This is a genomic window from Catenulispora sp. EB89 (assembly GCF_041261445.1).
GTDB lineage: Bacteria > Actinomycetota > Actinomycetes > Streptomycetales > Catenulisporaceae > Catenulispora.
The window spans coordinates 197112-209794 of record NZ_JBGCCU010000010.1 but is presented as its reverse complement, the minus strand read 5'-3'; the positions used below and the strand labels follow the sequence as shown (position 1 = coordinate 209794).

Here is a 12683-nt window from a genome sequence, read left to right as displayed (position 1 = left end):
GGGTTACGCCGGTCGGCGTGCCGCTCGCGTTCGACACGCCGGCGCCCCGCGTCAGGGCAGTCGGTCGAGACCGGCTTCCGCTCTCACCCCAACGTCCAGTGCTGGTTCGAGGCGCCGCTGCAGGTCCACAGCTGGACCAGCGCCCCGTCGGCGGTACTGGCCCGGCTCACGTCCAGGCAGAGCCCTGACTGGACGCCGGTGACCGTGCCGTTCGAGTTGACGTTCCACTGCTGGTTCGGCCCGCCGTTGCACGACCAGGTCTCCACCTTCGTGCCCGGTGAGGTCTGGTTGTCGTACGCGTCCAGGCAGAGCGTCGTCCCGTTCATCGTGACAGTCAGCTGGCCGGACGAGGTACGCGTCCAGGTCTGGTTCGCGCCGCCCCAGCAGTCGTAAATCTGCGGCTGCGTGCCCGGCGTGGTCGAGGAGTCGGGGACGTCCAGGCACTTGCCGGCGCCGACCGCGTGCAGTTCGCCGGTCGTGCCGCAGCCGCCACCGCCACCGCCACCGCCACCGCCACCGCCCGAATTGTCGACGGTGATGTTGGAGTTGCCGCTGCTCTGGTAGCCCTCGGAGTTGTCGGCGGCGGCTGCGAGCCTTCGCAGGACACGCCGTTGAGCGCGAAGTCCGTGGGGACGGGGTTGCTGCCGGTCCACGTCCCGTTGAATCCCAGGCTCACGCTGCCGCCGGAGGGGATGGCTCCGTTGTATGCGGCGTTGGAGACGCTAACCTGCGCACCCGACTGGGAGACGTTCCCGTTCCACAGCTGGGTGATCGTCTGCCCGGCGCCGAACGACCACGTCAGCCGCCAGGTGGTCACCGGATCCCCCTGGTCGGTGACGCTGATGTTCGTGCTGAACCCGCCGGACCACTGGCTCGACACGGTGTAGACGACCTGGCATCCGGCGGAGGCGCGGGCGGCGGTCGTCGCGACGGCCACGCCCGCGACCGCCAGGCCGGTCGCCACGACGGCGGCGAGCGCCATGCGGCGGTCGAAGAGGCTCATGGACACGCCCCTTGAAGACCTCGGCGGAGATGGGATCACTCGACGCGGTGTCGGCATGCCGCACCAGTGCGTGAAGCTGCCACGAACGCCAGGGCGCCTCAACACCGCACCCGGCGCCGACCCCGCCGAGCGATTCGCGATCATGCCGATGACCTGGCAGGACAAGCGGTATCGCAGCGTTCGAAGAGCCGATGCCCAGGTCGCGACGGGCGAAAGTTTCACCATCGACCGCGATCATCGACATCCCATGAATCGTCAAAGATTTCTCGATCGGGGCGGCAACCTTCTGCGGGATTCAAGCCACTAAGGGGCCGAACGTACGTCCACCCGCCCTGAAGGGGAGCCCTCCCGTGTCACCCACCGACCCGACCGCCGTCCGGCCCCACATCCGAACCGGCCTGGTCCGCCAGCCCGCGATACCGGGCGCGGTCGCGCTCGTCGTCGCCGCGGGCGTCGCCGGCGCCCTGACGACTACCACCGGCACCGCCTACGCCGCACCGGCCGCCGCCGCGACCACCGCCACGGTCACCGTGGACGCCGGCACGTCTCTGGGCACGGTGCCCGCCGGCGGCGTCGGCCTCAACACGGCCGTCTACGACCCGAACATGACCGATCCGGCGGCGGCGTCGCTGATGAAGGCCGCCGGCATCCAGCAGTTGCGCTATCCCGGCGGGTCCTACGGCGACGGCTACCACTGGAAGACCCACACGCTCGACGGGCCCAACGCCTGGACGCTGCCCAACACCGGCTTCGACCAGTTCATGGCCACCGCGAAGGCGGTGGGCGCGCAGCCGATCCTGATCGCGAACTACGGCTCGGGCACCGCGCAGGAGGCCGCCGGCTGGGTCCGGTACGCCAACGTCGACAAGCACTACGGCGTGAAGTACTGGGAGATCGGCAACGAGGTCTATGGCAACGGGCACTACAACAACGGCAGCGGCTGGGAGACCGACAACCACGCCGACAAGAGCCCGACCACGTACGCCACCAACCTGGTCGCCTATGCCAAGGCGATGAAGGCTGTGGATCCGACGGTGAAGATCGGAGCGGTACTCACCACCCCCGGCGGCTATCCGGACGGGACGAAGGGCCCCGGCGACAGCGCCGACTGGAACCACACGGTGCTGTCCATCGCCGGCAGCTCGATCGACTTCGTCATCGTGCACTCCTACCCCGGCGGCGCCACTGCGGCGGACCTGCTGAACACCCCCGAGAAGATCGGGGCCATCACGGACACGCTGCGCTCGCTGATCGCCACCTACGCGGGGGCGCGCGCCTCGTCCGTGCAGATCGCCGTCACCGAGACCGACGGCGACAACTCCCCGGCCAAGACCAGCCAGGCCGCGGCGCTGTACGCGCCGGACACCTTCATGACCTGGTTCGAACACGGGGTCTTCAACGTCGACTGGTGGGACCTGCACAACGGCCCCGGCCCCGCGCAGTCCCTCGACGGCCAGACCGACTACGAGGACGAGGGCATCCTGTCCAGCGGCACGTGCTCCAACGGGACGTGCGAGCCGGCGCTGGAGACGCCTTTCCCGACGTACTGGGGCATCCGCTCGCTGACCGCGCTGGCCGCGCCCGGCGACACGATGGTGAAGGCGGCGTCGGGCAGCGCGACGGTGGCCGTGCACGCGGTGCGCACCACCGGCGGCGGGCTGAACGTCATGCTGATCAACAAGGACGCGGCGAACCCGGCGACGGTGTCGCTGGCGTACAGCGGGTTCACGCCGGCGCCGGGGGCGGTCACGACCGTGTCGTACACCAAGGGCGGGACCGCGCTGACGACCGCGACGGTCGGGACCGCGGCCGCGCAGACGCTGCCGCCGTACTCGATCACGACGCTTCAGCTGAAGCCGAACGGCGCGCAGGCCGCGCCGCCGACCCCCGCGGCTTCGTCGGCGCCGGGAGCCGGGCCGGTGGGCGCCACGACCGCTGCGTCGTCCGGGGCACCGGGTGGCCACTCGACGCATCCGAGCGCGCCGGGATCCCATGCCTCTTCCTCCGCCGGGGGCTCGCAGTACCGAGGCGTCGCCGGCGGTGCGGCGAAGACGGCGACTTCGAGCGGATCGACGACGGCTGCCGCCGACGGCTTGCAGGAGCACGGGGACGCCGGCGGCATGCTGGCCTTCACCGGGGCGGGCAGCGGCATCACGTACACCATGATCGGCAGCGTGATCGTCATCGCCGCCGGCGGCGTGCTGGTGACGCGTCGGCGCCGCACCAAGGCCGCGCACCGGGGGTAATGAGCCAGTGCAGCACCGCGTTGATTCTTCGGGAGTTGCCGAACCCCCGAAGAATCACGCGGCGCCGTTCTAGTTCTGGAAGAGCACTTCCGGATTGTTCGGCGTGGGGCCGTCCAGCAGCGGACTGTGGATCCTCTTCAGCGTCTGGTCGAAGAACGCCGTCACGTACTCGCGGGTGATCGCGATTCCCCGTGTGGGGTCCAGGGGCGGCGTCGGGAACCCGGCCTCCTGCTCAAGCAGGTCCACGTCGGTGAAGCTGGGGTGATCGGCGCCGGTGACCGCCAGCCACTTCTTGGAGCCGCCGAGGGCGGTCCAGGTCTGCCCCCACGTGGGGTCGCCACCGCCGGCCGAGTGGACGCCGGCCCTGCCCAGCATGAGGAACGGCCGGTTGATCTGGCCGGGCGTCGGGACCGGGTAGAAGGCGCCGTCCATGTCCACCCCGGCCCGTACTCGCGGGTCGGCGATCATCGTGGTGGCGGCCGCCGCTCCGCCGATGGAGTGTCCGGCCATGCCGATCTCGTGCTTGTCGATGAGGTGCGCCAGGGGCCACGCGGTATTGCCGTGCGTCAACCGGTCGATCACGAAGGACACGTCCAGCGCGCGGCTGGCGGTGACCGTGTCCATGTCGAGGCTCGGGTCGTCGCAGATCGCGCACGGCGGCGTCTGGCCGTTCGCCAGCGTCTCGCCGCTGTCCCCGTGGGTGTCACCGACGAGCGCGACGACGTAGCCGTGGCTGGCCAGGTCGGTCGCCAGCGAGGTGAGCACCATGCGCGGGTCCCCGAATCCGGGTGAGAGGACCACCAGCGGATACTTGCCGCGCTGCGGCCGCGCGCCGTCGAAGGCGTGAGTGGTGATGCTGGAGACGTTCTGCGGGGTGATGCCGGAGCTCGCCGGTATCTTGTCCTGCTGGATGTGCCCGGCTGCCTCGGCGAGGGTCATATAGGGGGCCGGAGTCCCGGTCCCGGGCACGGCCGGGTAGACCATCGTGACGGCCAGTTGACGGGGCCCGGACGAGGGCACCCACGGATCGAGACGGTCCCAGTCGGTGAGGTGGATGACGTCCTCGCCGGCGGCGTAGGGGCCGGTCGGCGCGGGGAGCGTGCCTTGGAAGGAGCGCGCGGGCGCGGTGGCCGCGGCCGGTGCGGAGTCGAGCGTGTGCGTGGCCACCGGTGTGGCCGACGGTGTGGCCGTGGCGGCGAACCCGGCGCCGGTCCCGGTGACCAGGGTGGAGAGCGCCAGGACTGTCACAGCGCTGATACGGCGATTGCGTTTCATGGGATCGACGCTATGTTCCACACCCCCGCGTCCGAATCAGCCCACGGATGTCACTGATCTGCGGCGCGTCGGCCCCGGGGAGTACCGGAGCCATCCGAAGTCGTCCGCCGGGAGTATGCGACGAGCCGCTGGACGTGCTGTGAATCCGAGCCCTTCCGGTCGCTGGAGCTTTCAGTTGCTGTCTGCGAAGCCCCCGCGGATCTCTCCGGTCCGGCCGCCCGCGGTCGCGTCGATGAGGAAGGTGTCCCTGCTCGCGTCACGCTTGCCGGTCGCGTGGTTGAACTGCGCGGCGAAGATCTCCCGCGCCGCCGGGATCGTGTGGCCGGGCTTGAGGGTCCAGCGGTAGACCAGGTAGCCGTCGGAGGGCGTCACGGTGACCGTGAAGTCCTCCGGCGGCGCCGTCCGCCAGTCCCCGGTGCTCTGCACGCCGCCGGTCTGTGCGATCCGCAGTTCCACGGTCAGCGCGCTCAGCGGTTGGGCGACGTCGAGGGTCAGGTCGTTCTGGGACCAGTAGACGGTGCTGTGCGCGTCGACGCTCGCGCGCGCCGTGATCAGTCCGTTCAGTCCGTCGACGCTCGGCGGGGACGAGCGGTGCGGCGTGGACGGCTCGGGGGACGTCGGCGGCTGCGTCGTGGCCGAGGCGTGGGGCTGCGTGGTGGCCGGGGCGGTCGGCGTCACGGTCACCGGCGGCGGGTGCTCGGGGGCAGCCTGGCGCACGCCGGCCGCCAGGGCGAGACCGCCGAGGCCGAGCACGCCGACGCCGGCGAACCCGACGAGCGCCACCTTGAGCCACGAGGCCTGCCGGCGCCGCCGGTACAGCCGGGCCCGATCCGCCCGCTCGGCCCGATCGGCGTGCGGTCCGGCGGCCATGCCCTGCTCGATCCGGGCCAGCATCGCCTCCCGGTCCGGCTGGTGGGCCTCAGCGGCCTGGCGCAGATGCTTGCGAGTGTCGTCCACTGAATCCCCCTTCCGCCAGATCTCCGGCCGCCTGGACGCCGAGCAGCCGGCGGAGCTCGGCCATACCCTTCGACGTCTGGCTCTTCACCGTACCGACCGATATCCCGAGCGCTTCCGCGGTCTCCTTCTCCGACAGATCGAAAGCATGCCGCAGGACCACGCAGGAACGCTTGCGGAAGGGCAGCCGTGCCAGCGCGGCGCGGACGTCCACGCCGCCGGCGACGTCCGGTTCCTCGACCCGCTCGGTCCGGCCGGCCCAGAGCAGCCGGATGCGGCTGCGTTCGCGGATGGCGCGGCGGGTGCGGTTGCGCGCCAGGTTCGCCACGACGCCGCGCGCGTAGGCGACCGGATGGTCCGCCGCGCGCAGCCGGTCCCACCGGTGCCACAGCGCGAGCATGGCGTCCGCGGCGAGGTCGTCCGCGCCCTCCGACTCGCCGGTCAGCAGGAAGGCCAGCCGGCTCAGCTCCGCGTAGTGGCGCTCGAAGAAGTCGTGGAACTCCGCCGACGCGTCGTCGAAGACCATCTTCGCGAGGAAGCCTCTCAGGGAGATGAACCGGGGGAAAGTTGATGAACGTTCAACCGCTTTGCGGAACGCCAGCCTAGCAGGACGACCGGTAACACCGGCATCGGACAGGTGGCCGTCCGATGCCGGTGGCGGTGATGGAAGCGGTGCTGTTCCGCGTCAGTCGCGGCGGCTCACGGACTGGTGCAGGTCAACGTCGGGGTGGACGGCATGCCGTCGGCCAGGAAGCCGAAAGACGTCGACGCGGACGGTTGGAGCGCGCCGTTGTAGGCGGCGTTGGCGACCGACACGGACGAACCGCTCGTGGTGAGCGTGCCGCTCCAGACCTGGGAGATGGTCTGGCCGTTGGCGAGCGTCCAGCGGACCGTCCAGTCGCTGATCGCCGCGCTGCCGGCGGTCACCGTGACCTGTCCCTGGAAGCCTCCCGGCCAGGAGTTGGTCGTCTGGTAGGTGGCACTGCACGCGCCGGGCGGCGGCGGGTTGCTGGACGGGTTGCTGGACGGGTTGCTGGACGGGTTGCTGGACGGGTTGCTGGACGGGTTGCTGGACGGAGTGGTGCTCGGGGTGGTGCTCGGCGTGCTGCTCGACGAGGTCGGCGGCGGTCCGGACTGGAACTGGGTGAAGAAGTTCCAGACCACGCCCGAGGTCCAGGTATGCCAGCCGTCGCCGGTACTGCCGTCGATGGGCCCGGGATCGTGCCCGGCTCCGTCGAACGCGGCCCACACCACCGGATACCCGGGCTTACATCCGGAGTACGCGGTGACGATGTGCGTCAGACTGCCGTACGCAGGCTCCGGCGGATTCTGCGGCGTGCACTGATTGTTGCGCACGAAAGTGTCACGCAGCGCCCGGCCGTCCGCGATCGGCAGCACGTTGTCCCGGATGCCGTGCAGGCCGACGTAGGCCACCGGCTGCGTACCGCCGTCGCATCCACTCAGGTTCGCGCCGGAGTAGACGGCGACCGCACGGAACACCGTCGGCCGCGAACACGCCAGCTCGTAGGTCATCGCGGCCCCGTAGCTGAAGCCGGCGGAGAAGATCTGCCCGGTGTCGATGCAGAGCCCCGACTGGAACTGGTTGAGCATGTCGTCGACGAACGTCACGTCCTGGCCGCCCGGGTTGGCCCAGCCGTTGTTGTTGCCTTGCGGCGCGACGAAGATGGTGCCGTTCCCGGCGGCGTCGGCCAGCTTCCGCAGGCCGTAGTAGGACCAGTTGTAGCCGTCGGTCCCGCCGGAGTCGACATCGTTCATCGTCCCGCCGAGCCAGTGGAACCCGAAGACCAACCGGTAGGGGTGGCCACTGTCGTAGCCGGTGGGCAACCGCAGGATGTAGCTGCGGGTCTGGCCGCTGCTCTGGATCGTGTGCGTACCGCTGGCCAGGGTCGGGGTCTTGCCGCATCCGGCGGACGCCGCGGCGGGTGCGGCGAGTGCCGCCCCCGGCGACGAGGCCGCAGCCGCGCTGAAGCTTCCGTAGGTCACCAGGGCACTGAGCAAGGCGACCACAAGCACGGCGAGTGCGGCCGGCCCGAAGGCGGCTCTGCGCTTTCTCATCTCTCACACTCCATCGAACCGATTCGTGGCGGGAGTTCGACCGGATAGTATGATCCTGATAAGAGGCGGTCAACTAATGTTTCGTACTCTTACAGGGTGATGGCTCCTCTACCTTGGAACCTACACCGACCACGAGAGTTCGTTGGCGAAAGTTTCAGACCAATGACTAACCCTGCTTCCGCGACTCGGAGGCGGCAGCAAGGATCAGATAGGCGCTGGCCGTCCAGGTATAGGCGCGGTCGCGCAGGCCGGTGCCGGACAGGGCGTCGAAGTTCTCTGCGAAGCCGGACTTCTCGCACAGCGCGCGGAAGCGGCTGCTCACCTCGTCGGCGAGCTCGGCGAAGCCGGCGCGGCGCAGACCGTCCTCGATCAGCACGGTCGACGGGGCCCAGATCGGGCCGCGCCAGTAGCCGTCGGCCTCGTAGTGCTCCGACGAGAGTTGTTCGGTGGCGGGGCCGTACTGCGTGAGGTGCGCTTCGATGTCGCGGGCCAGCGTGTCCCGGACGCCCCCGGGCAGGGCGTCGCCGAGGACGATCGCCATCAGGTCCAGCAGGCTGGTGCTGGCGGTGGCCCGTCCGGTCGCGGCGCCGCGCGCGACGAACCGGCCGTCGCGCCACAGCTCCTTCAGCATCGCGGTGCTCACTTCTTCGCGATGGCGATTCCAGGCCTCGGCGTCCTCGGCGAGGTCCAGCTCCGAGGCGAGTGCGGCGAGCCGGTCGAGCTGCAGGATCAGGAAGGCCGCCAGATCCGAGGTCTGGACGACGCGGTCGGCGTCGAACGTGGTCGCGTTGTCCCAGCCGCTGTCGTTGCCGTGTTGGTAGTGCGGCAGCGCCTGGCCGGGGACGCGGCGTGCGGACAGCCAGAAGCGCGTCCACGCCGAGAGCTTGCCATAGACGTCCACGACCTCGGCCCGGCTCAGTTCGCGGGGAAGGCTCGCGCGCAGATGCCCCAGGGCCCAGCCGTGGATCGGCGGCTTGACGTAGTTGTAGAGGACTTCGGAGTGGGTCACCGAGTCCGGCAGCGCACCGCTCTCGTCCTGGTGGTCGAACGGGATCTGGAACTGGCTCCATGCCAGCTCCGGCGCGCCGGCGGCCAGGGCTATCGCGTTGAAGCAGTGGTCCCAGCTCCAGACCTTGTCCATCCAGTGCTTGGACATCAGGACGCCGGGCCGGGACAGGAATCCGGCCGGCCGGACCGTCGCCGACCACAGGACGTACGCGGCCAATTCCGCGGCCGGGGTCTCGGCGCTGCGCCACGGCGCGATCGCGTCCACGAACTCTGCGAACCGTGTCGCGGCAGCCTTCACGACGCCGTCGAAAGCCACACCCCGGCGGTAGCGCGGCCGGGCGCTGTCGAACTCCTCGACGGCGATCTCCCAGGCCCGGTCGGCGGGGAGAAGCAGACCTCGATCGGCAGTCCCCAGAGCCTGCTCGCCGAAGACTTCGACAGGCTCCCCCGACAGCACGGTGATCCGATAACGGCGTCCGGTCTGGTAGAGCGTATAGATGTAGGACCCGTCGACCGGATCGCGATAGAAGTAGGGCCCGCTGAACGGCGTGAGCTTCGGATCGGCGGCGCTCAGGCGCAGGCCCAGGCCCGTGCCGTCGCCGCGTACCCGCACCGTGTCGTCGGTCTCGTAGCCGAGCTCGATCACAGAGCCCTGCCACGCCCAGTCGAGCCGGGCCGGTGTGGCGGCGACGGCCGCCTCGACGCGGGAGCCGGACGGATCGGTCGGCGTGAAGCACAGAACCGCGTGCAGTCCGTTCTGGTGCGAGACGAGGTGCAGGTCCTCGGCGTAGGTCGCCTCGGCGATCACCGGCGAGATGCCGAACCAGGACCCGTGGTGGCTGAAGGGGATGTCGCGGACGTCGAACATCGGAAGGGCACCGGCGATGGTCATAGTGGTCTTTCTGTGTACGGGGTGCGGACGGCTGCGTCGGCGGGCTGGATCCTGCTGGCCCTGCTAGTCCTTGACCGCTCCCGCGGTCACGCCGGCGGCGACATACCGCTGGGCGACGACGAGCAGGACGGTGGCCGGGACCGACGCCACGACCGCGGTGGCCATGATGGCGTTCCACTGCTGGTTGTTGTTGCCGATGTAGTGGTAGATGCCCAGGGTGATCGGCTGCGCGCCGCCTTCGCTGTCGAGGGTGTTGGCGAACATGAAGTCCGACCACGCCCACAGGAAGGCGAACAGCGACACGGTCACGACGGCGTTGCGGCTGACCGGCATGACGATCGACCAGAACGTGCGCAGCTGCCCGGCGCCGTCGGTCTTGGCCGCTTGCAGCAACTCCCCCGGGATGCCCGACATGAAGGCCGCGAACACCAGCGTGCCGAACGGGACCGCGATCGTGGAGTCGGCCACGATCAGCCCCGGCACGCTGCCGAGCAGGCCCAGGTTCAGGTAGATGGCGTAGAAGCCCATCGCCATGATGATGCCGGGGATCATCTGCGCGATCAGCAGCGCGAAGCTGAGCACGCCGCCGCCGCGCGGCCGGAGCTTGGCCAGCGAGTAGCCGGCCGGCGCCGCGACCGCCACGGTCAGGACCACCGTCCCCAGGCCGATGAACAGACTCGTGCCCAGATACGGCAGCTGCTGGTGCAGCACCGCGCGGTATCCGTCGAGGGTGCCGTGGACCGGGAACCAGTTCGGCGGGGTCTTGCGCATGTCCTGGTCGCGGGTCAGGGACTCGTTGACCATCCAGTAGACGGGGAACAGCATCAGCGCGGTCAGCACCAGGCCGACGCCGGTCTTCCACCAGGTCGTACGGGGACGTCGAAGAGTGCGCATCACGCCTCCCGCTGCTTGCGCTGGGCCCGGATGTAGACCAGGCCGAAGGCCAGCGCCATCACGACCAGCAGGTTGCCGACCGCCGCGCCGGGCCCGAACTCCGGCAGCAGGTTGCCGAACCCCAGCTGGTAGGACCACGTCGCGAAGGTCGCCGAGGAGCCGGCCGGGCCGCCCTTCGTCATGATCCAGATGATGTCGAAGACCTTCAGGGTGTAGACCAGCCCGAGCAGCAGCGTGATCGCCGCGACCGGGCGCAGCAGCGGGAACGTCACCTTCCAGAACCGCTGCCAGGCGCTCGCGCCGTCCAGCTCGGCGGCTTCGTACAGCTCCGGGGAGATCGCCTGCATACCGCTGTAGAGCATGACCAGGTTGAACGGGATGCCGATCCAGACGTTCGCGATGATCACCGAGGCCAGCGACCACTTCGGGGACGTCAGCCAGTCGATCGGGGCGATCCCGACGCTGTGCAGCACCTGGTTGACAACGCCGGAGTCGCTGTTGAGCATCCACGACCAGGTCGAGGCCGACACGATCAGCGGCAGCAGCCACGGCACCAGGAACAGCGCGCGCAGCGTCGCCGACAGCCGGAAGTGCCGGGTGAAGAACACCGCCAGCCCCATGCCGATCCAGAACTGGAACAGGATCGACACCCCGGTGAACACCAGCGTGTGGATCAGCGCCGGACCGAAGGCGGGGTCGCTCAGGACACTGCGATAGTTGTCCAGGCCGGTGAACGGGGCGCCGCCGTGGACGAACGAGCGCACCGTGTAGTGGTGCAGGCTGAGCTCGATGTTGCGGTACATCGGGTAGGCGTAGAAGGCCACCAGGTAGACCGCGACCGGGGCGAGGAACGCCCAGCCCGCCCAGTTCGCGGAGGTCAGGCGGGGACCGGAGGCGGGGCCGCGGCGCGGGGCGGTGAGAACCGCCCCGCGCGCGCCCGGCACGCCCTTGGTATCCCGCACGGCCCGCGCGCCAGGCTGTGCCGCGGAATTCAGTGGCGTCGTGGAGTTCATGAGCACGTGCCTTCGATGTCCGGCGTCACTTGGTCGCCGCGGCGGCGGCGTTCTGTGCGGTGGTCAGCGCGGCCTGCGGGGAGGCCGAGCCGCTGAGCGCCGCCTGCACCGCGGTCCACATCGGCTGCGAGATCTTCGGGTACTTCGTCCCCAGGTCGTCGCTGGTGCGGCCCTTGGCGGCGGCGACCGCGGCGATCCACGGCTGCAGGTCGGGGTCGGCCGCGACCTGCTTGGCCTGCACCGCCGGGGTGGCGGCGACGTAGGACAGCGTGGTGTCCGTGACCTGCGCGTTGTCGGCGCTGGTCAGACAGGCCACGAGCTTCTGCGAGGTGCTGTAGCGGTCGGTCTTGTCCTGGACCGGGATGGTGACGAACTCCCCGCCCGTCGGCGCCGCGGCGGTTCCGCCGTTCATCGCCGGGATCGGGATGATGCCGTAGTCGAACCCCGCCTTCTTGGCGTTGGCCAGCTGCCAGGTGCCGTTCTCGCTGAACGCGTACTGGCCGGTGGCGAACTCCTGCCAGCTGGTCGTCTGAGTGTTGTTGATGACCGAGTTCGGCGCGTAGCCCTGCTTCAGCCAGCCGGTCCACAGCGACAGCGCCGCCACGCCCTGCGAGGAGTCGAGCTGCTTCAGATTCGCCCCGGCGCCCCAGAACCACGGCAGGAACTGGAAGCTGCCCTCCTCGGTGCCGATCGCCGAGAACGTGATGCCCTTCTTGCCGGCCGCGTGGACCTTCGCCAGCGCCGCCGTCAGCGAGGACCAGTCCTTCACCGAGGCGATGTCCACGCCGGCCGCTGTCAGCACCGCCTTGTTGTAGTACAGCGCCAGGGTGTTGGCGCCGATCGGGACGCCGTAGGTCTTGCCCGCCAGCTGTCCGGCCGCCAGCAGGTTCGGCGCGACGCCGGAGGTGTCCAGGTGCGTGGTGCCGGTGTCGGTGATGACGCCGGCGTCGGCGAGCGTGGAGACCACCGGGTTGTCGACGATCAGCACGTCCGGGGAGCTGCCCTGCTGCGCGGCCAGCAGCACCTTGGTGGTCAGGTCGGTGGTGTCGAAGCCCGTGCGCTTGACCGTCACCCCGGCCTGGGTGCCGCACTTGGTCAGCAGCTGGGACCAGGCCGAGCCGCTGTCGAACTGCGGGTAGGGGTCCCAGACGGTGAAGGTCCCGCCGGCCGCCGCGCCGCCGGACCCGGAGCCGGAACCCCCGGCGCCGGTGGAGCTCTTGGACGCCGAGCAAGCCGCGGCCGCGCCGGTGACCGCCAAGGCCAATCCGACCGCGGCGAGCCGCCGGGTCATGGACTGTGATTTCATAGTCGTTCCCTTTCGA

10 protein-coding genes and 2 pseudogenes are annotated in these 12683 nt (G+C 70.0%); 2 read left to right on the top strand and 10 right to left on the bottom strand.

Annotated elements, in window-relative coordinates:
* Window positions 1–83: 83 nt before the first annotated feature.
* A pseudogene (locus ABH920_RS22990) lies at window positions 84–482 on the bottom strand (RICIN domain-containing protein); the annotation flags it as partial.
* Between the two features lie 176 nt (window positions 483–658).
* Window positions 659–982: pseudogene (locus ABH920_RS22985) on the bottom strand (cellulose binding domain-containing protein); the annotation flags it as partial.
* A 19-nt stretch (window positions 983–1001) separates the two neighbouring features.
* Here ABH920_RS22985 and ABH920_RS22980 point away from each other — a divergent pair.
* Entirely contained in the window at window positions 1002–1310 is a 309-nt protein-coding gene (locus tag ABH920_RS22980; RefSeq protein WP_370351139.1) for a hypothetical protein, read from the top strand.
* Between the two features lie 43 nt (window positions 1311–1353).
* On the top strand, window positions 1354–3249 hold the full coding sequence (locus ABH920_RS22975; protein ID WP_370351138.1) for a cellulose-binding protein: 1896 nt from the start codon (window positions 1354–1356) through the stop codon (window positions 3247–3249).
* A gap of 69 nt (window positions 3250–3318) precedes the next feature.
* Here ABH920_RS22975 and ABH920_RS22970 read toward each other — a convergent pair whose 3' ends face one another.
* The 8 genes from ABH920_RS22970 to ABH920_RS22935 form a co-directional block, all read right to left on the bottom strand.
* On the bottom strand, window positions 3319–4524 hold the full coding sequence (locus ABH920_RS22970) for an alpha/beta hydrolase family protein (RefSeq protein ID WP_370351137.1): 1206 nt from the start codon (window positions 4522–4524) through the stop codon (window positions 3319–3321).
* A gap of 171 nt (window positions 4525–4695) precedes the next feature.
* A complete protein-coding gene (locus ABH920_RS22965; protein ID WP_370351136.1) occupies window positions 4696–5481 on the bottom strand; it encodes a hypothetical protein in 786 nt (261 codons plus the stop codon).
* Complete coding sequence (locus tag ABH920_RS22960) at window positions 5444–6004, bottom strand: SigE family RNA polymerase sigma factor (RefSeq protein WP_370351135.1); 561 nt, start codon at window positions 6002–6004, stop codon at window positions 5444–5446. The genes ABH920_RS22965 and ABH920_RS22960 overlap by 38 nt, the downstream gene beginning before the upstream one ends.
* Before the next feature lie 173 nt (window positions 6005–6177).
* Window positions 6178–7554 (bottom strand): cellulose binding domain-containing protein, encoded by a 1377-nt coding sequence (locus ABH920_RS22955; protein WP_370351134.1) that lies wholly within the window; start codon window positions 7552–7554, stop codon window positions 6178–6180.
* A gap of 166 nt (window positions 7555–7720) precedes the next feature.
* Window positions 7721–9454, bottom strand: a complete 1734-nt coding sequence (locus tag ABH920_RS22950) for an amylo-alpha-1,6-glucosidase (protein WP_370351133.1) — start codon at window positions 9452–9454, stop codon at window positions 7721–7723.
* A gap of 63 nt (window positions 9455–9517) precedes the next feature.
* A complete protein-coding gene (locus tag ABH920_RS22945; protein WP_370351132.1) occupies window positions 9518–10348 on the bottom strand; it encodes a carbohydrate ABC transporter permease in 831 nt (276 codons plus the stop codon).
* Window positions 10348–11361, bottom strand: coding sequence for a carbohydrate ABC transporter permease (locus tag ABH920_RS22940; RefSeq protein WP_370351131.1), 1014 nt, complete (start codon window positions 11359–11361; stop codon window positions 10348–10350). The genes ABH920_RS22945 and ABH920_RS22940 overlap by 1 nt, the downstream gene beginning before the upstream one ends.
* 25 nt (window positions 11362–11386) lie before the next feature.
* The gene (locus ABH920_RS22935) at window positions 11387–12667 is read right to left on the bottom strand and encodes an extracellular solute-binding protein (protein WP_370351130.1); all 1281 of its coding nucleotides are present in this window, start codon (window positions 12665–12667) and stop codon (window positions 11387–11389) included.
* Between the last annotated feature and the right edge of the window lie 16 nt (window positions 12668–12683).

Coding starts and splice junctions, on each gene's coding strand:
- ABH920_RS22980 (WP_370351139.1), top strand. CDS start 1,002: ATGGACACGCCCCTTGAAGACCTCGGCGGAGATGGGATCACTCGACGC.
- ABH920_RS22970 (WP_370351137.1), bottom strand. CDS start 4,524: ATGAAACGCAATCGCCGTATCAGCGCTGTGACAGTCCTGGCGCTCTCC.
- ABH920_RS22960 (WP_370351135.1), bottom strand. CDS start 6,004: ATGGTCTTCGACGACGCGTCGGCGGAGTTCCACGACTTCTTCGAGCGC.
- ABH920_RS22955 (WP_370351134.1), bottom strand. CDS start 7,554: ATGAGAAAGCGCAGAGCCGCCTTCGGGCCGGCCGCACTCGCCGTGCTT.
- ABH920_RS22950 (WP_370351133.1), bottom strand. CDS start 9,454: ATGACCATCGCCGGTGCCCTTCCGATGTTCGACGTCCGCGACATCCCC.
- ABH920_RS22945 (WP_370351132.1), bottom strand. CDS start 10,348: ATGCGCACTCTTCGACGTCCCCGTACGACCTGGTGGAAGACCGGCGTC.
- ABH920_RS22940 (WP_370351131.1), bottom strand. CDS start 11,361: ATGAACTCCACGACGCCACTGAATTCCGCGGCACAGCCTGGCGCGCGG.
- ABH920_RS22935 (WP_370351130.1), bottom strand. CDS start 12,667: ATGAAATCACAGTCCATGACCCGGCGGCTCGCCGCGGTCGGATTGGCC.